This window comes from Streptomyces fructofermentans (assembly GCF_014651055.1).
Taxonomy (GTDB): Bacteria; Actinomycetota; Actinomycetes; order Streptomycetales; family Streptomycetaceae; genus Streptomyces; species Streptomyces fructofermentans.
On record NZ_BMWD01000019.1, the window covers coordinates 1 to 20,046 of the forward strand.

Annotated in this window: 19 protein-coding genes; 14 read left to right on the plus strand and 5 right to left on the minus strand. The window is 70.4% G+C overall.

Going from position 1 to position 20,046, the window contains the following annotated elements:
- Nucleotides 1–472 precede the first annotated feature (472 nt).
- Nucleotides 473–958, minus strand: coding sequence for a MarR family winged helix-turn-helix transcriptional regulator (locus IE265_RS24135; RefSeq protein ID WP_190037764.1), 486 nt, complete (start codon nt 956–958; stop codon nt 473–475).
- Nucleotides 959–1,260: 302 nt separating this feature from the next.
- Here IE265_RS24135 and IE265_RS24140 point away from each other — a divergent pair, with 302 nt between their 5' ends.
- Both IE265_RS24140 and IE265_RS24145 read left to right on the plus strand, forming a co-directional pair.
- Nucleotides 1,261–1,827: an AMIN-like domain-containing (lipo)protein gene (locus IE265_RS24140; protein WP_190037765.1), complete on the plus strand. Its 567-nt coding sequence runs from the start codon at nt 1,261–1,263 to the stop codon at nt 1,825–1,827.
- Between the two features lie 362 nt (nt 1,828–2,189).
- On the plus strand, nt 2,190–2,777 hold the full coding sequence (locus IE265_RS24145) for a DinB family protein (protein ID WP_190037766.1): 588 nt from the start codon (nt 2,190–2,192) through the stop codon (nt 2,775–2,777).
- Between the two features lie 87 nt (nt 2,778–2,864).
- Here IE265_RS24145 and IE265_RS24150 read toward each other — a convergent pair whose 3' ends face one another.
- Both IE265_RS24150 and IE265_RS24155 read right to left on the minus strand, forming a co-directional pair.
- Nucleotides 2,865–5,345 carry a SpoIIE family protein phosphatase gene (locus IE265_RS24150; protein ID WP_308434802.1) on the minus strand — a complete coding sequence of 827 codons (2,481 nt, stop codon included), beginning with the start codon at nt 5,343–5,345 and terminating at the stop codon, nt 2,865–2,867.
- Between the two features lie 203 nt (nt 5,346–5,548).
- Nucleotides 5,549–6,268 carry an alpha/beta fold hydrolase gene (locus tag IE265_RS24155; protein WP_190037767.1) on the minus strand — a complete coding sequence of 240 codons (720 nt, stop codon included), beginning with the start codon at nt 6,266–6,268 and terminating at the stop codon, nt 5,549–5,551.
- A 422-nt stretch (nt 6,269–6,690) separates the two neighbouring features.
- Between IE265_RS24155 and IE265_RS24160 the strand changes: the two genes are divergently transcribed.
- The 5 genes from IE265_RS24160 (at nt 6,691) to IE265_RS24180 (ending at nt 11,071) form a co-directional block, all read left to right on the plus strand.
- Nucleotides 6,691–7,164: a carboxymuconolactone decarboxylase family protein gene (locus IE265_RS24160; RefSeq protein ID WP_190037768.1), complete on the plus strand. Its 474-nt coding sequence runs from the start codon at nt 6,691–6,693 to the stop codon at nt 7,162–7,164.
- Between the two features lie 204 nt (nt 7,165–7,368).
- On the plus strand, nt 7,369–8,232 hold the full coding sequence (locus IE265_RS24165) for a PTS sugar transporter subunit IIAB (RefSeq protein WP_190037769.1): 864 nt from the start codon (nt 7,369–7,371) through the stop codon (nt 8,230–8,232).
- An 18-nt stretch (nt 8,233–8,250) separates the two neighbouring features.
- Nucleotides 8,251–9,807, plus strand: a complete 1,557-nt coding sequence (gene ulaA / locus IE265_RS24170) for a PTS ascorbate transporter subunit IIC (protein WP_190037770.1) — start codon at nt 8,251–8,253, stop codon at nt 9,805–9,807.
- A gap of 388 nt (nt 9,808–10,195) precedes the next feature.
- Entirely contained in the window at nt 10,196–10,567 is a 372-nt protein-coding gene (locus IE265_RS24175; RefSeq protein ID WP_190037909.1) for a cupin domain-containing protein, read from the plus strand.
- 66 nt (nt 10,568–10,633) lie between these two features.
- Entirely contained in the window at nt 10,634–11,071 is a 438-nt protein-coding gene (locus tag IE265_RS24180; RefSeq protein WP_190037771.1) for a hypothetical protein, read from the plus strand.
- 166 nt (nt 11,072–11,237) lie between these two features.
- Here the strand turns inward: IE265_RS24180 and IE265_RS24185 are convergent, their stop codons facing one another.
- Complete coding sequence (locus IE265_RS24185; RefSeq protein ID WP_190037772.1) at nt 11,238–12,455, minus strand: serine hydrolase domain-containing protein; 1,218 nt, start codon at nt 12,453–12,455, stop codon at nt 11,238–11,240.
- A gap of 393 nt (nt 12,456–12,848) precedes the next feature.
- On the opposite strand from IE265_RS24185, the gene IE265_RS24190 reads away from it, so the two are divergent.
- The 6 genes from IE265_RS24190 to IE265_RS24215 all read left to right on the plus strand — a co-directional run bounded on the left by IE265_RS24190 (nt 12,849) and on the right by IE265_RS24215 (nt 17,761).
- Nucleotides 12,849–13,448 (plus strand): YceI family protein, encoded by a 600-nt coding sequence (locus tag IE265_RS24190; RefSeq protein WP_190037773.1) that lies wholly within the window; start codon nt 12,849–12,851, stop codon nt 13,446–13,448.
- Nucleotides 13,449–13,900: 452 nt separating this feature from the next.
- Entirely contained in the window at nt 13,901–15,076 is a 1,176-nt protein-coding gene (locus tag IE265_RS24195) for a low temperature requirement protein A (RefSeq protein ID WP_190037774.1), read from the plus strand.
- Nucleotides 15,077–15,306: 230 nt separating this feature from the next.
- Complete coding sequence (locus tag IE265_RS24200) at nt 15,307–16,227, plus strand: sigma-70 family RNA polymerase sigma factor (RefSeq protein WP_190037775.1); 921 nt, start codon at nt 15,307–15,309, stop codon at nt 16,225–16,227.
- A 179-nt stretch (nt 16,228–16,406) separates the two neighbouring features.
- Nucleotides 16,407–16,664: a hypothetical protein gene (locus IE265_RS24205; protein ID WP_190037776.1), complete on the plus strand. Its 258-nt coding sequence runs from the start codon at nt 16,407–16,409 to the stop codon at nt 16,662–16,664.
- Between the two features lie 185 nt (nt 16,665–16,849).
- Entirely contained in the window at nt 16,850–17,272 is a 423-nt protein-coding gene (locus tag IE265_RS24210; RefSeq protein WP_190037777.1) for an OsmC family protein, read from the plus strand.
- 78 nt (nt 17,273–17,350) lie between these two features.
- Nucleotides 17,351–17,761 carry an Imm7 family immunity protein gene (locus IE265_RS24215; protein WP_190037778.1) on the plus strand — a complete coding sequence of 137 codons (411 nt, stop codon included), beginning with the start codon at nt 17,351–17,353 and terminating at the stop codon, nt 17,759–17,761.
- A 49-nt stretch (nt 17,762–17,810) separates the two neighbouring features.
- Here the strand turns inward: IE265_RS24215 and IE265_RS38535 are convergent, their stop codons facing one another.
- Nucleotides 17,811–18,473: a hypothetical protein gene (locus IE265_RS38535; protein ID WP_229916449.1), complete on the minus strand. Its 663-nt coding sequence runs from the start codon at nt 18,471–18,473 to the stop codon at nt 17,811–17,813.
- A gap of 781 nt (nt 18,474–19,254) precedes the next feature.
- On the opposite strand from IE265_RS38535, the gene IE265_RS24225 reads away from it, so the two are divergent.
- On the plus strand, nt 19,255–20,001 hold the full coding sequence (locus tag IE265_RS24225; RefSeq protein WP_190037780.1) for an SDR family oxidoreductase: 747 nt from the start codon (nt 19,255–19,257) through the stop codon (nt 19,999–20,001).
- Nucleotides 20,002–20,046 lie beyond the last annotated feature (45 nt).

The window sequence follows — 20,046 nt, forward strand, 5'->3', positions numbered from 1 at the left end:
CGCCAGCACGGAGTTGACGGCGGAGTGGCCGCCGGCGCGCAGTGCGGCCCGCCCGCCCATGTCGACTCGGGCCCATGGCGGGGGCTCGGCGCACGGCCCCGTCGGACAGGACCCGACAGGAGGGATTCTCGCTCGGGTGCCGTGAAGACTCCTCCCCCGCGCCCGACTTGGCGTAAGCGCAGTGAAGTCGCCCTTCCCGCACCGGACATGGCGGGCAAGGCGACATCGGTCGCAGCCGCGCGTCGCGACGGGCCCGGCCGGGGAGGACGACACGGTCGGGGACGGGCTCCCCGACAGGATCGGACGGGAGAGCGGCGCAATCGGCGCCGATCGCCGCGACGGGCCCGGCGTAGAAGCTCGGCACGGTCGGGGTCGGGCGCCTCGACGGTCCGGAGGATGCCGCCGGGCAGGCTCAGCCTGCCCGGCGGCATCGGTGACGGCCGCGCGACGAGCGCGCGGCGCCGGTGAGGCCCTACGCCTCGTCGCTCGTGGGATGGGCGACGCGCGTCAGCAGATCCGTCAGCTTCTCCGGCTCACCGGGCATGAGATCGGCGATCAGCCGTTCCGCGAGCGGGGCCGCCGCCAGATGGGCCGCGTCGAAGAGTTCGACACCCTGCGGGGTGATCTCCACCGCCCGCACGCGCCGGTCGCCGGGAACGGCCTTGCGCACCGCCAGTCCCCTGCGCTCCAGGTCGTCCACCACGCGCATGATGCCCGCCTTGTCCGTCCCGGTCGCCTCCGACAGGTCACGCTGCACCGTGGCGCCCCGGTCCACCAGCACGATCAGCACGGCGAAGTGCCGCAGCTCGATACCGAGCGGCCGAAGCGCCTCCGACATCAGCGAGCCGGCACGCCAGTGCGCCCTGCGCAGCAGCAGGCCGAGAGCGAACGGCGATGCGTCCCCGGGACGGTCGGTCGCGCGCGGGGCGGAGGTCTGATGCGAAGCTTCGGCTGCCATGAGAGCACATTACCAGCCATGCTTTCATTCAATACGGTATCGATTGAAATCAAACACGCGGGCGCCCGTCGCGGCGCCGGACCTCGAACCCCGACCGGTTCCTGGTGCGAACCGCCGTCGTACGGCGACCTGTTGGGCCCGCACGCCAGCACGGCCGACAACACCGCCAACGGCCGCGCACAAGTCGATTCCACGCCGTCGTCGGATCGCGGACCGATCCCCGGGGCCGCGAGCACAACCAAACCAGTAACCGGCATGTCGCACATACCAGGGAGCCAGAGCCGCGACGCTAGGGGAAGACCATGCAGACGAGACGATACGGAGCGGCCCTGGCCGCCCTGACGATGGCCGCCGTGGGGGTTGGTGTGGCCGCGCCCACGACGGCGGGTGCGGCCGCGACGGCTGTCGCGTGCCAGACCGGCTGGGGAAGCCTCCCCAAGACCGCGGTGGACGCCGACCTGGGATCCCTGACCGACATCAGGACCGGCAGGCAGGCCTGCTACGACCGCATGGTGTTCGACGTGCCCACCGCCGGCAGCGACACGATCGGGTACACGGTGCACTACGTCGACACCTTCTACCAGGACCCCACCGGGACCCGTATCCCGATCTCCGGTGGAGCGATCATCGAGGTCGTCGTGTCCGCCCCCTCCTACGACCTGGAGACCCACGAGGCGACGTACCCCGGCCGCGGCGGCCGGCCCCTCCCGGGGGTCGACCTGACCGGCTACCGGACCTTCCGGGACGCCAAGTTCGGGGCCAGCTTCGAGGGCACGACGCAGATCGGCCTCGGCGTGCGCGCCCGCCTGCCGTTCCGGGTGTTCCAACTCCCCGACCGCCTGGTGGTCGACGTCGCGCACTCCTGGTGAGGAAGCCGGTACGGGTCGACGTCCTCCCTCGCCGCAGCGATGATCTGCCGCTCGCACCGGGGCGGTCGAGGTGCGGTGCGCTCGACAACCCGGCGGGAAGCGGGATTTGGGGCCCGCGCGGCAGCCGGGCGGGAAGCGGGGCGTGACGTCGGTTCCCGACCGGAACCCCGGATGCGCAACTGCCCGATGGGGCCGGGTCACTCGCACCCGGCCCCATCGGCTCGTCGCCCGCGACAAGTCCGTTCACCCTGCGCGGTGATGGACCGGGAGGCCACTCAAGGGTGCGCAGGACACCGGCCCGCCGTCGCGGCCACCCACGGGATCTTGAAGCGACGAGCAAGGACATGACAGGCTCATCCCGCATGATCGACGCTTTCGCGAAGGACGACCTGCACAAGAGACTGCGGCGGGACCGCGAGGCCCTGCTCTGGAAACTCGACGGGTTGTCCGAGTACGACGCCCGCCGACCTCTGACAGCGACCGGGACCAACCGCCTCGGCCTGGTCAAGCACGTGGCGACCGTGGAGGCCTGGTACTTCGGCGCGGTCTTCGACCGCCCGTCCCCGGAACCGCTGGGCCGGTGGCAGGACTCCGACGGCAGCGATCTGTGGGCGGCCGAGGGTGAGACCCGCGACCAGGTCGTCGCGTTCTACCGTCGCACGTGGGAGCACTCGGACGCGACGATCAACGAGCTTGCCCTCGACGCCCCGGGCCACGTGCCGTGGTGGCCCGAGCCCCGTGCCAACACGAACCTGTTCGCCGTCATGGTCCATGTCCTCGTCGAGTCCGTCCGGCACGCCGGGCACGCCGACATCCTGCGCGAGAGCCTCGACGGCCGGACCGGGGTACGCGCCGAGAACGAGAAGCACATCGACGTGGAAGCCCGTGCGGCCCACCGCGCGAGGATCGAGCAGGCCGCCAGGTCGGCGCAACGCTCAACAGGGCTTTAGATCGTTTCCTGTCGGTCCGCAAGGTGGTGGACATGCTCTGCGGGCCGCGCCGGCGCCCAACTGCCCCTCGCGCCGGGGCGGGGCGGTTCACGTGGGCTCGGAGGGCAGGTCCTGTTCGGCCCAGACGACCTTGCCGTCCGGTATGGAGCGGGAACCCCATCGCCGGGACAACTGGGAGACCAGGCACAGGCCTCGGCCGTTCTCGTCCAGCGTGAGAGCCCGACGCAGTCGGGGGGAGCAGAGGTCCGTGTCGGACACTTCGCAGGTGAGGACCTGGTGCCGGATCAACCGCAGCCGGATCGGGCCCGTGCTGTGCCGGACGGCGTTGGTCACCAGTTCGCTGACGATGACGTTCGTGGCGTCCTCCAGGGCTCCCAGTCCCCACTCGGCCAGCTGCCGGGCGGCCAGGTGCCGGGCAGTACGGGGCGCGGTCCCGTCGTTGGGCAGCGTCCACGTGGCGACATGGTCCGGGTTCAGTGAACGGGTCCGGACGACGAGCAGCGTGACGTCGTCGGTGGGCCCCTGCTCGGGGAAGCACTCGACGGCCTCGGTGCAGAGCTCTTCGAGGGATCGACCCGGTTGCGCGAGCGCCGCCTCAAGGCGGCGCATGCCCACGTCGATGTCGTGGTCACGCGACTCGATCAGGCCGTCCGTGTAGAGGGCGAGGATGCTTCCTTCGGGGAGTTCGAGCTCCACCGACTCGTACGCGGCGGTCAGCCCCGTGCCCAGCGGGGTTCCGACGGGCAGGTCCAGGTGGGTGATCCGGCCCTGCGGGTCGACGATCACGGGCGGTGGGTGCCCCGCCGCCGCCATGGCGCACTTCCGCGTGACGGGGTCGTAGACCGCGTAGACGCACGTGGCGCCCACGACCGCGGCGGCGTGGTCCGTGTCGTCGTCCTGCTCCGACAGCCGCTGCACCGTGTCGTCGAGGTGGCTCAGCAACTCGTCCGGTGGCAGTTCCATGTCGGCGAGCGTGTGGACGGCGGTGCGGAACCTGCCCATCGTGGCGGCGGCGTTGATGCCGTGCCCCACCACGTCGCCGACGACCAGCGCCACCCGGCCGCCGGACAGCGGAATCAGGTCGAACCAGTCGCCACCGACCCCGTGGTCGATGTCGGCCGGCAGATAGCGGGAAGCCGTGTCGACCGCCACTCCGCCCTTCAACCGCTTCGGGAGCAGGTGCCGTTGGAGCGTGAGGGCCACGCACTGTTCACGCGCGTACTGACGGGCGTTCTCGAGGGAGCTGGCGGCGCGGCTGACGAGTTCCTCCGCCAGCAGCAGGTCGACCTCCTGGAACGGCGTCGGGTTCCCGGTGCGGAAGAAAAGCGCCGCGCCCAGCAGCACGCGCCGGGACCGGATGGGGACGACCATCAGGGAATGCGCGCCGGACTCGTGGAACTTCGCTGCCAGTACGGGGTGTTGGTCGATCCAGGTTCCAGGGGCGGTGTCCAGGATCGGTTCCAGGTGGGGCCTGCCCGTGCGCAGGGCGTCGGCGAGGGGTGAGGCGGCGGGCACCGGTACCGGTTCACCGCGCATCCACGGGGACTCCGGGACGCCTCGACGGATCGAGGCCAGTCCGGCGCGACGGAACACGGGGAGGCGCTCCCCCGCCGGGCCGATGCGCACGGGGTGGTCGTCGCCGAGCGCAACGGGCACCGACTGCTCCAGGTCGACCGCGGCGTAGTCGGCGAACAGTGCCACGGCGAGGTCGGCGAGTTCCTGACCGGTCTGCATGACGTCCAGTGTTCTGCCCAGCCGGGCGCCGGCCTGTCCGAGAGCGGCGAGTTGCTCGCGCACCCGGCGGCCCTCCGTGACGTCGACGTTGATCGTGCAGACGCCCACCGCTCGGCCGTCGGCGCCCTGGAGGCAGAAGAACGAGGCGGCGAAGGTGTGGTCCTTCAGTGGTCCCGCCGTCAGCCAGGTCCGGTACTGGTGAACCCTGGTGGTGCCGCTGTCGACCACCTGCCGCATCACGGCCTGGAGCGCCTCGGGCTTGGCTCCGGGCAGCGCATCGGTGAAGCGGCGGCCGAGGCGTCGGCCACGCGGGATGCCGTCGTGGCTCTCCATCGTGTCGTTCACCCATGTGCAGCGCAGGTCCCGGTCACGTACGGACACGCCGACGGGAGCGCGGACGAGGAGCGACTCGCGCAGCAGTCCGTTCACCGTCCCCCCGTCGGTCGGGCCGATGTCGCACACGGAGAGGAGCCACCGTACGGAGGAGTCCCGCCCCTTCAGCATCGAGATCCGCAACTCGACGCCGAAGGGGCGACCGTCCCGGTGGTACACCTCCCTGGTGCCGGGCCAGCCGTTCTTCGACCGGCACTGCTCGACGAAGGCCGACATCGTCGGCGCTTCCTCGATGTCGGGAAGCAGGAGTGCGAGGGACCGCCCCACCACGTCCCCGGCGGCGTGGCCGAGAAGCCGCTCGGCGGCCTGCGTCCACGCGACCACGGTCCCCCACTCGTCGACCATCGCGATCGCCGACTCGGACGTCTCACGCGTAACCGTGAGCTCACGAGCGAGTGTCATCTCGCCGGTAATGGTCATCTCAGTGTCGTCCTCACCCATGCGTCGGGATGATTCGTGCGGGAGCCCGAATTCCGGCCCCTCGGCGTGACCACACCGGACCGGGCGGGACCGGCCTGGTCACGGCCCTGCCCGCCCGGCAGGTCGGGCGGGAGGGCAGGCAGGGGGACGGCACGGCGCCGCCGCGCGGGCGGGACGCCGCACCGCGGAACCGGCCTCGGCCAACGGCCCCTGACAGGCCGCGCTCAGGCGGTCGCCTGCGCCGCCTCGTTGATCAGGCGCGCGACGTCACCCGGGAGGGAGACGGCGACCGCGTGCGAGGCCGTGACGGCGACCGCTGTGGACTCGGCGCGCTCGGCCATGAAGGTCTGCGTCTCCAGCGGGATGTTCCGGTCCTCCGTGGCCACGAGGACCCAGGACGGGATCTCCTTCCACGCCGGGGCGGCCGCGCCCTCGGTCAGGGCGTCGTTCGTCACGGGACGCTGGGTGGCGGCCATGACCGCCGCCGTCTCCGCGGGCACATCGGCGGCGAACTGCTGGTGGAACTTGCCCTGGTCGATGTAGAGGTCCGCGGTCTGGTTGCCGTCGGGGAGCGTGATCGGCACCGGACGCAGCGCCTCGCCGAGCGAGCTGCCCGGGAACTTGCCCGCGAGGTCGATCGCGCTCTCGCCCTCGTCCGGCATGAACGCGGCGACGTAGACGAGTGCGGTGACGTTGTCGAGTCCGGTGGCGGCGTTGCTGATGACGGCGCCTCCGTAGGAGTGGCCGACGAGGACCACGGGGCCTTCGATGGAGGCCACGAGCTGCCTCACGTACTCGCCGTCGCCGGTCAGTCCGCGCAGCGGGTTGCTGGCGGCCACCACCGGATAGCCGTGCGCCTGGAGCTTCTCGACGACGCCGTTCCAGCTGGAGGAGTCCGCGAACGCACCGTGCACGAGGACGACGGTCGGGTTCTGTCCACTCATTGTTGATGAACCTTTCAGCTTGCTGCATGGCCTGCACACCGTGTGGGCGTGCGAATGAACCGAAAAGGCCGATTCGTCATGTAGGACCGAGTCGACCACCCAGATGTGACAGCACACTGCGATGTTCACTCCGGCGCCCTTGCGCGGACCCGGGAGGCACCCCGGAGAATCCGCCGCTACGGCCTCCGCAGGGGCGCGGCCCCATGGTGCGGATTCCTCGAAGGGCGGGGCCGCTCGGCACGGCGCCCGACCCGGAAGGCGAACCGCACGGTACGGCGGCTTCGAACGGACAAGGGACGACGGCCCGACCGGGCGACACGAAGCACACCGTGCGAGACGCACGTCACATCACACCGTTGTCACGATCCACCCGTCCATTCCGGTCAATACGACTGAAACGCACTCAAACACTGGAGATCCTCATGGACGCGCGGCTCAACTACTTCGGAAACGCTCTCGCCGGCAAGGTCATGAAGCACCTCAACTCCGCCAACAAGGTGCTGGTCGACTCGACCCTGCCCCTCACGATCCAGGAACTCGTGAAGATCCGCGCGAGCCAGATCAACGGCTGCGGCTTCTGCACCGACATGCACACCAAGGACGCCCTCGCCGCGGGTGAGACCGAGCAGCGGCTGAGCCTGGTGGCGGTCTGGCGCGAGGCCAAGGTCTTCACCGACGCCGAGCGCGCGGCCCTGGAGATCGCCGAGCAGGGCACCCGGATCGCCGACGCCTCCGGCGGCGTCCCGGACGACGCCTGGGCCCGTGCAGCCGAGCACTTCGACGAGGACCAGCTCGCCGCCCTGATCTCGCTGCTCGCGATCATCAACGCGTACAACCGCGTCAACGTCATCAACCAGCAGCCCGCCGGGGACTACACGCCCGGCATGTTCGGCTGAGGCGATCCCGCCCCGCCGAACCTCGATCGTCCGTCTCCCCGTCGCCGGCCCACGGCGGGGAGGCGGGCCGGCCGGTGCCCGCCCGAGCGGAGGGGACTCCCTCCGCTCCTCGCGACGACACCGGACACAGATCCCGCTCCGCGGTGACCGACCGGCAGGCCGCGTCACGCGTGAACGTGCCGCACGACAGGAGTCCAGACCCTCATGAGCGCTCTCACCGACCTGTTGTCCACCGACGCCGTCCGGCTCGAAGTGGCCGCCGACGACTGGCGTGCCGCGATCCACGCGGCGGGCGGGATCCTGGTCTCCGAAGGGATCAGCACCGCCGAGTACACCGAGGAGATGGTCCGGAACGTCGAGGACAACGGTCCCTACATCGTCATCGCTCCCGGTTTCGCCCTCGCGCACGCGCGCCCCTCACCCGCCGTGCTGCGCACCGGCATGTCGTGGGTCAGGCTGTCGCGTCCCGTGCCCTTCGGGCACGAGTCGAACGACCCCGTCGAGCTTGTCGTCGCACTCGCCGCGTCCGACGCCGAGGCCCACACGGCCGCGTTGTCCGCCCTGGCCCGCGTCCTCGCCGATCCCGAACGGACCCGCGCCCTTCAGCAGGCGGCCTCACCCGAAGACGTGCTCGCCGTGCTCGACGGCAACCGCCCCACGGACAAGGCGACTTCGAGCCCCGCATCGAGCACTGGCCCGGGTGCGGCCCCGGGCCCGGCGCTTGCCTCGGGTGCCCGCCCCCGACCCGATGCCCCTGCGGACGAGACATCCCCCGCGCTCGCGGAACACAAGATCCTGACCGTCTGCGGCAACGGCGTCGGCACCAGCCTGTTCCTCAAGAACACCCTGGAGCAGGTCCTGGACCGCTGGGGCTGGTCGCGCCAGGTCTCCGTCGAGGCCACCGACACCATCTCCGCCAAGGGCAAGGCCTCCGAGGCCGTAGCCATCCTCACCTCACAGGAGATCGCCAGAACGCTCGGCGACGTGGGCGTGCCGGTGAAGGTCGTCCAGGACTTCACCAGTACGGCAGAAGTCGACGCGGTCCTCCGGGACACGTACAGCGTCTGATCAAGAAGGGCACAGGCCATGGACTGGCTCATCGCCATAGCGAAGTTCCTCGTCAACGAGATACTCAGCCAGCCTGCGTACCTCATCGGCATCATCACCGCCGTCGGTCTGGCGGCACTGAAGAAGTCCGTCGGTCAGACGATCGGCGGGGCCATCAAGGCCACCCTCGGCCTGCTTCTGGTCGGTGCGGGCGCGGGTCTCGTCTCCTCCGCCCTTGAGCCCCTGGGCCGGATGATCCAGGGCACCACGGGTGCGCACGGCGTCATCCCGACCAACGAGGCCATCGTCGGCATCGCGCAGACCCAATTCGGCGCACGAGTCGCGTGGTTGATGATCGTCGGCTTCCTCATCAGCCTGCTCCTGGCCCGCTTCACGCCGCTGCGGTACGTGTTCCTGACCGGCCATCACATGCTGTTCATGGCAACGCTCCTGACCATCGTCATGGCCACCGCCGGGCAGGGCTCCGTCGCCGTGGTGCTGGGCGGTGGTGTGCTGCTGGGCATCCTGCTCGTCGCCCTCCCCGCGTTCGCGCACCCGTGGACGAAGAAGGTCACGGGCAACGACAACGTCGCCATGGGCCACTTCGGCACCGCCGGATACATCGTGTCCGGCGCCGCGGGCCGGCTCGTGGGCAAGCGCAGCCGCAGCACCGAGGACATGAAGCTGCCCGAAGGACTGCGCTTCCTGCGCGACTCCATGGTCGCGACGGCCCTGTCCATGGTGCTCATCTACCTCGTCATGTCGCTGCTGTTCCTCGGCAAGGTGGGCGAGAGCGAGGCGTTCAAGGCGTTCGCCGGGGCCGACGGCACACCCGCGACCGACGCCGGCGACTACATCATGGAGTCCGTGATGCAGGGCCTGCAGTTCGGCATCGGTGTCGCGGTCATCCTGTTCGGTGTCCGCACGATCCTCGGTGAACTGGTGCCCGCCTTCCAGGGCATCGCCCGCCGTGTCGTGCCCGGCGCCAAGCCCGCGCTGGACGCCCCGATCGTCTTCCCGTACGCGCAGAACGCCGTCCTGATCGGCTTCATCTTCAGCTTCCTGGGCGGGCTGATCGGCCTGGCGACACTCATCTGGGTGTTCAACCCCGCGTTCGGCCTGGCGCTGGTCCTGCCCGGCCTCGTGCCGCACTTCTTCACCGGCGGCGCGGCGGGTGTCTACGGCAACGCCACGGGGGGCCGCCGCGGAGCCGCCGTCGGATCGTTCCTCAACGGCCTGCTCATCACCTTCCTGCCCGCCATCCTGCTGAAGGCCCTCGGTTCGTTCGGGGAGGCCAACACCACATTCGGCGACGCCGACTTCGGCTGGTTCGGCGCCATCCTCGGCACCATCGGAAAGGTCGACGGCAGCCTCGGCCTGATCGGCATGCTCACCTTCGGCGGGATCATCCTCGCCGGTGCGTGGATCATGCAGACCAAGGTGGTGAACCGAGGCTGGGTCCCGGGTGGCGGGCACACCGCCGCGGTGCCCGCGCAGCCGGACGCCGGGGCGACGGCTGCCGCGAGTGCCGGCACGGGCACCTACGCCAGGATCGCTCCCCCGCGCGGCGCCCCCGCGCCGCCGCCCGCACCCTGACCGGACGGATCGCGGCCTCCGGGGCGACATCGCCCGGGGGCCGCGATGCGCCGCGCGTAGGCCTCAGCGTGCCCCGCCGCCCCACCATGCTCATCGGTCCCGCGAAAACGGCCGAGCCCGGGGAGCAACCACGTTCGACACCCGCGTCACAGAACGACCGCACGCCCGGTCAAGAGGGTCGAACGGTCTTCGGACCGCAAAGCCATCCTCACGTTCGACGACAGATGTACCGGCGGCGTGGTGGACTGACGGAAGGTGCGAAACAGTGTCGGAGCAGACAGAGCAGTCGGAGAACACAGGGCACTCGCAGCACGCCCACCACGGACACGCCGGGCACGGGCACGGAGCCGGTGGCGAGGACGGTCCGAGCTGGACCCGGGCGGCGACGATGATCCAGGAGGCCTCGCCGATCACCGTCCCCGAGGGCGCCTCCGCCATGACCATCCGCGTCCAGTGGGAGCCCGGAGACGCGGGCACCCCGCCGCACCGCCACTCCGGCCCCGCCTTCGGCTACGTCGTCGAGGGCGCCGTACGCTTCGAGCTCGAAGGGGAGCCCGAGCGCGTCGTCGAGGCCGGCGGCACGTTCTGGGAGCCGGGCGGCGACGTCATCCACTACCAGGACGGCAACGCGCTCACCGACGCACGGACCGAGTTCGTGGTCACCATGATGTGCGCCCCCGGCCGGCCGATGCTCGAACTCGTCGACGAGGAGGAGCTGAAGGAGCGCGCCCACCTGCGCGCACCCCGCCCTTCCGCCTGACCGGTGGCACCCGTGAAGCCCGTACGGCGCTCCCGGCCGCGCACCGGTCGCCGACACCACCGCCGGGTGCCGCCGGCCGTCTGGACAGGCTGCGCCGCCCTGGCCCTGGTCGGGGCGGGTGCCTTGCTCCTGTACGACGAGGACGCGGCCGACGGCCGGGTGTCCGCCGGCCGCGTCTGCCGCTCCACACTCCCCGCGGACGCCGAACTGTCCTGCGGGACCTATGGATTCGGCGATCTGCGGCAGGTCTGCCCGGCATCCGGTGCCGCGCGTGGCTGCACACCGACCGAAGCCGTGACGGTACGCAACTCCGGACCGTCCGCGGTGTACGTCACCGTCATCCACGGAGCCCGTCAGGGCGAGCGCCTCCAGGGCCCGGAGACGAAGGTCGGCGCGGGCCGCACGGCCGTCCTGCGCCCCGGGCAGGGGCAGTTGCTCTTCGACGTCACCCTTCGCGGCCCGGGACGCGGACCCAAGTCGCTGACCGTCGTCTCGGTACGCTGACGCAACCCTCGGCATCCCGGGCCACCCTCGGGCCTTGTCCGCTACGGGAACCGCCGACGACGAGTCGTGTCGGCACCGTCACCGACAGCGCCGCCGTACGGGGCCTCAAAGCCTCGCACGGCGGCGCGTCAGTGGTGACCCGACGAGGTCACGGGGTGGGGCGGTGTCAGCCGCGGACGACCTGCGGAGCGATGTCCTCGGTGAAGCCCTCGCCGCCGGAGCGGCTGAACTTGTCGGCCTTGGCGGGGCTGGTCCCGCAGAAGGCGGCTTCCAGCGTGCCGGCGAGGATGGTGTTCACGGTGCCGTTGTTGGAGGTGTTCGCCATCGACGCCATGCTGCGCTTACCGTCGGCCGTGGTGAAGGCGTATGTGTAGTAGCCCTGGACAGTGCCGGTGTGACCGTAGACGGTCACACCGCAGGAAAGCTTCCTGCCACGCAGGCCGAGCCCGTAGAACTGGGTTCCGTCCGCGTTCACGGGGACGACCTTCATCATCTCCTGCAACTGCGCCGGAGGCACGACCTTGCCGGAGACCACCGCTGCGAAAAAACGGTTCAGATCCGAGGAGTTCGAGATCACCGCACCGGCCGACTGCCCCCAGGAGACCGTCTGCTCGGTGGAGTCGACCAGCGGCAGCGTGGGGTCGTCGTCCCGGACGTAACCGCGCGCGTAGGAACCGGTGATGGTCGTCCGCGGGTGCACGTACGAGGTGTTCTTCAGGCCGAGCGGCTTGAAGATCCGCTGCTCGTAGTGCGTGGCCATCGGTACGTCCGTGACGTGCTCGATGAGCTGTCCGAGCACCACGAAGTTGGTGTTGGAGTAGCTGTAGGCGGCCCCGGGCTCGTTGTTGGGCTTGTGAGCCGTCGACAGGTCGATGAGCTCCTGGTACGTGAAGACCTTGTTCCGGACCGCTTCGAAGCCGGGAACGGTGTTGTAGAACATGTCGTTCGTGTAGTCCCACAGGCCGCTGCGGTGGCTCAGCAGATGCCGCACGGTGATCCGGTCGTCCGGCAGCGGCTTGGGGAGGTAGGTGTTCGCCGACGCGTCCAGGTCGACCCGTCCCTCGGCGACGAGCTGCATCAGTACGACGGTGGTGAAGCTCTTGCTGACACTGCCGACGCGGAATCTGCGGTCCGCGTCCATCGCGGTCCCGGCCGCCGTGTCGGCCTTGCCCATGGAGATCCGGTAGCTGGACGTCCCGGAGTCGATACGGGTGAGCGCGCCGGGCGCGCCGGCGGCCATCGCCTGCTTCTGGACGGCGAGCACGCCGGAGACCGACGGGCCGGGAAGAGGTGTGGGGGTGTCCGCGGCGGCCGGCGGAACAGCCGCCAGAGTGGCCACCAGGGCGGAACCTGTGAGCACGTAGCTCGCGTTCTTTATACGCATCCGATTCTCTCTACGTGTGATCGGGCGAAGGCCCTCGAAGCGATCCGCGGACCGTGAAGTCGTCCGTGGCAAAGGGCGTTGCTGCTCATCGCGCCGGAGACGGGCACGATCCGAGGAGCGCAGGCAGAACGATAACGCAGGCGGTGGAACACGGTGTCAAGGGGGTCGCCATCGACCGGGGAGAGGGAATTCCGGGATTCCACGCGGACTTGTCACAGAATGCGTCCGCGACCGGTCCTCTCTGGTGCGGAACCAAGCGAATTGCCGGCAAGGGGCAATTCACGGCCTGCCGCCCTCACCGGGCGGGCGAGAACCCTTTCCACATCGATCGCGGGCGTCGAGCCGCCGACACTCCATGGTCGTCGACAGCGAGAGCAAGGAAGACCGTTCGCCATGCCCACACGACGCCGTCACCTCACCGTCGCCACCTCCGGACCGGGCCGGGAACTCACCGGCGCCTACATCATCGACCCGGTGCACAGCACCATCGGATTCGCCGTCAAGCACGCCATGGTCTCCAACGTCCGCGGAAGGTTCGACCGTTTCGAGGGACTGCTCAGGCTCGACGGCTCGGACCCCTCCCGCTCCGAGGCGCACGTGAGCATCCAGACCGACAGCGTCGACACAGGGATCAGGCAGCGCGACGCCCATCTGACGGGCCCCGACTTCCTCGACTGCTCGACGTTCCCGCTCATGTCGTTCCGCTCCACCGAGGTCGTCCCGCTCGGAGGGAGCGACTACCGCCTCACCGGCAGCCTGCGGATGAAGGACGTCGAACTGCCGCTGGACATCGCCGTCACGTTCGGCGGGGCCGGTCGGGACCTGAACAGGCAGCACCGGATCGGCTTCGAGGGCGCGGCCACCCTGCGCCGGTCGGACTGGGGTCTGACCTGGAACTCGGCACCCGTGTCGGGCGGTGCCCTGATCAGCGACAAGGTGACCCTGCTCCTGGACGTCTCGGCGATCCGGGTGGACCCGGCGACAGCGGCCTGAACCTCCCGGCGCGGGTGTGCGGGAGGCCGCGCCCACGGTCCGCGAGCAGGCCGCGTCCACTCCCGGCCCACCGCTCCATCGTCAGGACGGCCAAGACAGTGGTGAACAGTGTGATGGTCGACGAGCGGGTGCCCCGGTGTCACCGAGGGCCGACGCTCCGTGGCGCCGACACCGGCAGCCCGACCCCTGAACGAAATCACACCTGGAATACCCCGGCCACCAGCTCCTTTTCGGTTGGAAGCCGTGCTGCCGCGCTCATGCATGTGGCTGCGTGTGACCGTCCGCCTGTCTGTCGGTCATGGGCCGGGTGCCACGGTGGGCCCACATTCACACGCGGGTAGGATGCCCACTGAGTGGCAGTTTTCGATGCTTCGCGTCGCTTCCCGCTCATCGAACCACCGCGCTCGGTCACACCGTCCCCTGCGCTGCGTCACTTCTTGGATCAGGACCCCATGTCTCAGTCACCGTTTGCGTCCAGTGCCTGGTACCGGCCGATGGTCGCCCGCCACACCGGTGAGAAGCACCGCACGGCGACCGCTCTGGAGCTGCTCTTCGACCTCTGCTTCGTCGCCGCCGTCGCCCAGACCGCCTCGGCGTTCGAGCACGAACTGGCCGAGGGCCGTCCGGGTCACGGCCTGCTGGGATACGCGCTCGTGTTCTTCGCGATCTGGTGGGCCTGGATGAACTTCACCTGGTTCGCCTCCGCCTACGACACGGACGACGTCCCCTACCGGCTCCTCACACTGGTCCAGATCATCGGAGCCCTCGTCATGGCCGCCGGCGCCTCCCAGGCGCTCGAGCACGGGGACTTCACCGGCATCACCTCCGGCTACGTGCTCATGCGACTGGCCCTCGTCAGCCAATGGCTGAGAGCCGCGTACACGGACCGGGCAAGCCGTCGGTCCGCGCTGCGCTACGCCCTGGGCATCTTCGTCCTGGAGATCGGCTGGCTGGTGCGACTGGCGCTCCCCCACGACGGAGGCCTCATCACCTTCGCGCTGCTCGCCGTCGGAGAACTCGCCGTGCCGATATGGGTCGAACGCAAGGGCCGCACCCCATGGCACCCGCATCACATCGCCGAACGCTTCGGCCTGTTCACCCTGATCGTCCTCGGAGAGGCCATCACGGCATCCGCGCTCGCCGTACGCACCGCCCTCGACACCGACAAGGCGCTCGGGTCGGTCCTGCTCATCGCGCTCGGCGGCATCCTCACCGTATTCGCCCTGTGGTGGCTGTACTTCGCCCAGGACGCGCCGCGCCGACTCACCACCATGACCACGGCCATGCTGTGGAGCTACGGCCACTACGGGGTCTTCGCCGCCGCGGCCGCGGTGGGTGTGGGCCTCGCCGTCAACGTGGCCCATGTCACCGGGCACGGCGCGCTGGGCGACATCCAGGTCGCCCTCACGTTCACCGTTCCCGTCGCCGTCTTCATCACCTGCCTGTGGCTCCTGCACGGACAGGCCGGACGGCCGCGCCGGACGGCCGACGTGCTGCCTCCAGTCGCGGCTCTGGCCGTCCTCGCCGCCACGTTCACCACCGTGCCCGTGCTGTGCGCCGGCGTCATCGCCTCGCTCCTGACCGGTGCGTCCCTCGTCCTGGCCCGCCGCGAGGCCAGAACGCCCTGAGCCCCGGCCGCGGTCCACGAGGGCGGACCGCGGCCGGACGCCGACAGACCCACACCGCGAACCTGTCACATCGTGGACGCCGGTCCGGTCGTTGGAGGGGAGGCAGCCGAACGCACCTGAGGCACGGCACGGTTCGCCCCTCCGGCCCGGCCCCGACGGCCCTCGGACGTCGGCAGGCACCCACCCCCACGACGAGAACCGGCACCCGGAGAAGCGGAGACAGCAGGATCATGCACCCACAGGCGCCCCCCACCGACGGCGACTTGGACGATGCCGTCGCCGCCTTCGTGAAGCTCCAACCACGGTTGTTCGGCATCGCCTATCGCATGCTGGGAAGTGCCGCGGAGGCGGAGGACATCGTCCAAGAGGTCTGGCTGCGCTGGCAGAAGACCGACCGCAGCGTCGTACTCAGCCCCGCGGCATTCCTCTCCAGCACCACCACACGGCTGTCCATCAACGTGGCGCAGTCCGCGCGTGTGCGCCGCGAGACGTACATAGGTCCCTGGCTGCCCGAGCCAATCGACACGAGCAACGACCCTGTGGTCGGTGCCGAGCGGGCTGAAGCCCTGGAACTCGCCCTGCTCCTGGTGCTGGAGAGACTGAATCCGACCGAAAGGGCCGCGTACATACTGCGGGAGGCCTTCGATTACGCGTACCCGGAGATCGCGGAGATCCTGAATCTCACCACCGTCAACGTCCGGAAGATCGTGAGCCGGGCCCGCAGGCATGTCGCGTCGGAACAGCGGGAGAATGTGGACCCGGACGAACACCGCGAGTTGCTCGACGCCTTCGTCGCGGCAGCCCGACGGGGTGACGTCGCCTCGCTGGAGGCGCTGCTCACTCCGGACACGGTCAGCCTGTCCGACGGCGACGGCATCCGGGGTGCCGCCCGTATCCCTGTTCTCGGCCGGTCCCGGGTCGCGAACCTCTCGACCGCCGTCCCACGGTTCTGGTCGACGGTCGACACCAGGGACGTCGAGGCGAACGGGCGCGGCGGGGTCCTGCTCTACCGATCCGGCCGCCCCTCGACCTTCCTGACCGTCGCGGCCACCCGCCGGGGCATCCACCAGGTCATGTGGGTGTTCAACCCGAGCAAGATCGCCGCCTTCTTCGAATCACGGTCCCGCTGGGCCGTCGCGCCCACCGGCTGAACCCGGCTCAGTGGCCTCGTGACGGATCTGCTGTCACAGCTTCCCCGCCCACCCGGTCAATGCGTGTGAGGACGGCTTGCGGCGGCGAACGCCCGGGCCCCTCCGCAGAGATGTCCGAGCAGGCTCACGGTCCACGCCCGCGTTCGCAGCGTGGCCGGAGCCCAGGAAGGGACGGGACGATGCCCCGCGAAGACTCCGAGCAGCAGCGTGACCCCGCCGAAGCCGCCGTGTCGCTGGCCACGGAGGCCGCGCTGCTGGAGGCGCGGCTCGCGATGCTCCGCGAGGCGATCGACGCCGTCGACGCGCGCATGGAGGCGGTCTCCCAGACCCTCCGGCGGCTGCGCGCCCCGGCGTCCGAGCGCGGCCGGGTGGACCCCGCCGCCCCGCGCGACGCGTCCGGTTCCCGCCCCGAGGACTCGACGCGAGGTCGCCGCTGACGTCGTCGGCCGACCGGCCGTCACCACCATCGGGATCTCGCCGCCCCGTGGCTCCGTCGGTCCGTCGGTCCGTCGGTCCGTCACTGGTGGTATCACCGACCGTCCCGCGTACGGGACTTCACGCCCGCTTCCCGCTTCCCGCTTCCCGCTTCCCGCTTCCCGCTTCCCGAGCGAAAGGAACATCCATGAGCACACGCATCGTGTCCGTCGGCGAAGGCAGGCTCCTCGCCCGGTCCGTCGCGATCGGCCCGCACACGGTCACGGCCGACGAACCCGAACCGCTGGGCGCCGACACGGGCCCCACACCCGGTGAGCTGCTCCTGGCCGCGCTCGGGTCCTGCACCTCCATGGCGGTGAGGGCCTTCGCGGACCGGCACGACATGCCGCTGGAACGCGTCGACGTGGCCGTGCGGTTCGTCGGCGGCGGCAACATCGTCAAGAACGTGGGGCTGACGGGCGATCTGGACGCGGCCCAGCGGGAGCGGCTGATGGGAGTCGCAGGACGCTGTCCCGTGCACCGTCTGCTCACCAAGGAGGTCTCGATCGTGACGGTACCCACTCTGCTGGCAGAACCGGACACGTCCTCGGTCCTGCCGCTCACACAGTGACCGCGGCGGACCGCAGGGGCCGCGCCTGGTGCCACGATCCACACCGTGCCGCACTGCGGGCCCCACTAGGATCGCGGCGTGTTCGAATACCACGGCTGGATCACGGTCAGGGAAAACGCAGTCGGTGACGACGACGAAGCCCGACTACGGCAGATCGTCGATGGGCTCGGGCTTCAGGTCGCCCGGATGGCCGGCCCGTACCTCCTCGATCTGCGATGGATGAACGGCGAGCCGTTCGTCCATCTGGGAGGCCATTCCAATCACCGCTCGTCGCCTGATGTCGTCGGTCTGTTCGAACATGTGGCGGCGGTTGCACCCGGCTCCTACGGGCTCCTCCATATGCGCGACGACGAGTACCCGGGCCACGAGAACGAGGTGAGCGTGCTCAGGCTCGCGCGGGGCGTGGTCACACAGCACACAGAGGCGCTGTTGTCTCCGTGTGTCCCGTTGCTGGAGGACCCCTTCACCGGCGAGGCCTTGCCCGGCTGATCATGAACGAGTTCCCGGCGGGAGCGTCGCAAGACCTTACGGACGCCGCCTAGCAGGCCGCCCCTCGATGCCTCCTGGGCCGGACATTTCGTACGGCAGGCAGTCCGACCAGGGTGTACTCGAAGGCGTCGGCATTCGGTGTCAGCGAGCTCCCGGGGTTCGGGGGAAGCGGGTAGTCGTCGCGCAGGACACCGTGCGGAAGCCCTCCGGTCGCGGGCATCGGCGAGGTCTCCCCCGGATGGGCGAGGTACGCCCAGACCCCGCTGTCCATCGGCACCACACCCTTCTCGCCGCTTGGCGGGCGCCAGGCCTCGCCCGTGAGGGGGTGGAGGGGCACGAACAGCACGTCGGGCCGGGACCGTGGCGCGCGGACACCCGGGCCGGCCAGTGCCGAGGACAGGGCGCCGGGACCGGCGGGGAGGTACCAGCCGACCGCATGCCCGAGCAGTGCGGTGACGGGGCCGACGGGAAGGGCCACCGGGCGGCCCCTGGTGGCCACCACGAGGTGGGCCAGCACGACCCCGACCGCAGCTTCCCAGCGCCGGCTCCACGATCCGTCCGGCTCGACGGGTGGGACGCGGTGCTCGGCGCGCTCCAGATCGCCCCAGCCGGGAGGCGGATCGGCAGGCCGCCCGGAGGCTCGGCGTACCACGAGGTCGGGTTCGAGCCACACCGTCTGCCACATCCCGCAGTCGTCGATGCGGGTCGCCACGGGCCGTCCGCAGCCCGCGCAGGCCAGGTTGGGCCCGGCCCGACCGTCCACACCTCGGCAGTACCCTTCACACCTTTCGAGGATCAAGGTCATGGACCGTGAGTCCCCGGGGGCGATGACGATCCTGTTCCGGGCACCGAAGGACACGGAGTGCACCGGCACGTACACACCCTGCCGGGCTGCCGCGTCCTCCCCGACCTCCGCCCAGCACCGCCAGGGCGGTCCGGTGGGCCGGGGGTCGACGGCGTACGTTGCGGGCTCCATCAGCGGCGGATGGAGTTCTTCCCATCCTCCGTGGTGGGTGTGGACGGGGAGGGCGACCCGGGACACCGGGGCCGTCAGTTCCGTGCCGCAGTCGGCACACGCGAACACGTCCAAACAAGCTGCCCCTCACCCTGGTTTCCCGGGGATTGTGTCCCGCCCGCTCCGGATGCTCCACCGGTTTTCGGAGCGGCTCCGGAGGGCGTAGGGGCGGTTGTGCGTCCTTCCCGCTGTCGGACAGCCCATGTGTCCGGTCCGGACACCGTGTGCCGATGTGCGACGCGTCAGCGGCCGGCCGCGCGTATGCGCCCCCCTGGGCACGGTCGGCTCCCTGACAGTTCCCGCGCGGAAGTGACGCGATCGGGGTCGTGCGGCCGCGGGCACGGACCACGATCCCGGGCGCGGTGTCACAACCAGGGGGCCTCTCCGGTCTGGATGTAGTGAGCACGTTGGTACGCCACCGTCCTCCACCTGCGCGAGAAGCCCGGCCGGGACACCGGCCCCGACGGAAGAGAACCAGATGAGAGTCGTCGTTGCCGGTGCCACCGGCCTGATCGGTTCCCTCGCCGTCGCGAGGCTCCGGGACCACGGCGTGGAGGTGGTGCCGGTCTCCCGTGCGACGGGGGTCGACATCAGCACCGGTGACGGCCTGGACGTGGCCCTGCGGGCCGCCGATGTGATCGTGGACGTCACGGAGTCGCCGTCGCGCAACCAGGAGGTGAGTACGGCGTTCTTCGCGACCGCGACGAGCACCCTCCTCAAGGCCGCCGCCACCGCGGGCGTCGAACACTATGTGGCACTGTCGATGGTCGGCACCGACCGTGTCGGCTCCGGCTACTTCCAGGCCAAGGCGGTGCAGGAGGACCTGGCGAAGCGCTCGACCGTCCCGCATTCCGTCGTGCGCGCCCCACTGTTCTTCGAGTCGGTGGAGACGGTCGCCGTGACGAGCACCCGGCCGGACGGTGTGTACGTCCCTCCGCTGCTGATGCGCCCCGCCGCCGCGGACGACGTCGCCTCCGCGGTCGCCCATGTCGCTGTCGGCGTGCCCCTGTTCGGAGTGCTGGAGGTGGCCGGACCGGAGGTGCTCCCCTTCGAGGAACTCGCGTCCCAGGTACTGGCCGCACGCGGCCGGGCGAGCCGGGTGGTCGCCGACCAACGAGCGCTGTACTTCGGCGCGATGCTCGAGGAGCGGACGCTCCTGCCCGCGCCGGGCGCGGACCTCCACCTGGGCCACCACACGTTCGACCGGTGGCTCAAGGAGCTCTGACCGTGCGGGACGGAGGCCGGCGTGCCGCCGGCCGTGCCCCCCGAA

Excerpts from the sequence above, each read along its gene's own strand:
- IE265_RS24160 (WP_190037768.1), top strand. The coding sequence starts at position 6,691 with ATGGACGCGCGGCTCAACTACTTCGGAAACGCTCTCGCCGGCAAGGTC.
- IE265_RS24135 (WP_190037764.1), bottom strand. The coding sequence starts at position 958 with ATGGCAGCCGAAGCTTCGCATCAGACCTCCGCCCCGCGCGCGACCGAC.
- IE265_RS24190 (WP_190037773.1), top strand. The coding sequence starts at position 12,849 with ATGCCCACACGACGCCGTCACCTCACCGTCGCCACCTCCGGACCGGGC.
- IE265_RS24155 (WP_190037767.1), bottom strand. The coding sequence starts at position 6,268 with ATGAGTGGACAGAACCCGACCGTCGTCCTCGTGCACGGTGCGTTCGCG.
- IE265_RS24145 (WP_190037766.1), top strand. The coding sequence starts at position 2,190 with ATGATCGACGCTTTCGCGAAGGACGACCTGCACAAGAGACTGCGGCGG.
- ulaA (WP_190037770.1), top strand. The coding sequence starts at position 8,251 with ATGGACTGGCTCATCGCCATAGCGAAGTTCCTCGTCAACGAGATACTC.
- IE265_RS24175 (WP_190037909.1), top strand. The coding sequence starts at position 10,196 with ATGATCCAGGAGGCCTCGCCGATCACCGTCCCCGAGGGCGCCTCCGCC.
- IE265_RS24185 (WP_190037772.1), bottom strand. The coding sequence starts at position 12,455 with ATGCGTATAAAGAACGCGAGCTACGTGCTCACAGGTTCCGCCCTGGTG.
- IE265_RS24150 (WP_308434802.1), bottom strand. The coding sequence starts at position 5,345 with ATGGGTGAGGACGACACTGAGATGACCATTACCGGCGAGATGACACTC.
- IE265_RS24200 (WP_190037775.1), top strand. The coding sequence starts at position 15,307 with ATGCACCCACAGGCGCCCCCCACCGACGGCGACTTGGACGATGCCGTC.
- IE265_RS24205 (WP_190037776.1), top strand. The coding sequence starts at position 16,407 with ATGCCCCGCGAAGACTCCGAGCAGCAGCGTGACCCCGCCGAAGCCGCC.
- IE265_RS24225 (WP_190037780.1), top strand. The coding sequence starts at position 19,255 with ATGAGAGTCGTCGTTGCCGGTGCCACCGGCCTGATCGGTTCCCTCGCC.
- IE265_RS24195 (WP_190037774.1), top strand. The coding sequence starts at position 13,901 with ATGTCTCAGTCACCGTTTGCGTCCAGTGCCTGGTACCGGCCGATGGTC.
- IE265_RS24165 (WP_190037769.1), top strand. The coding sequence starts at position 7,369 with ATGAGCGCTCTCACCGACCTGTTGTCCACCGACGCCGTCCGGCTCGAA.
- IE265_RS24210 (WP_190037777.1), top strand. The coding sequence starts at position 16,850 with ATGAGCACACGCATCGTGTCCGTCGGCGAAGGCAGGCTCCTCGCCCGG.
- IE265_RS24140 (WP_190037765.1), top strand. The coding sequence starts at position 1,261 with ATGCAGACGAGACGATACGGAGCGGCCCTGGCCGCCCTGACGATGGCC.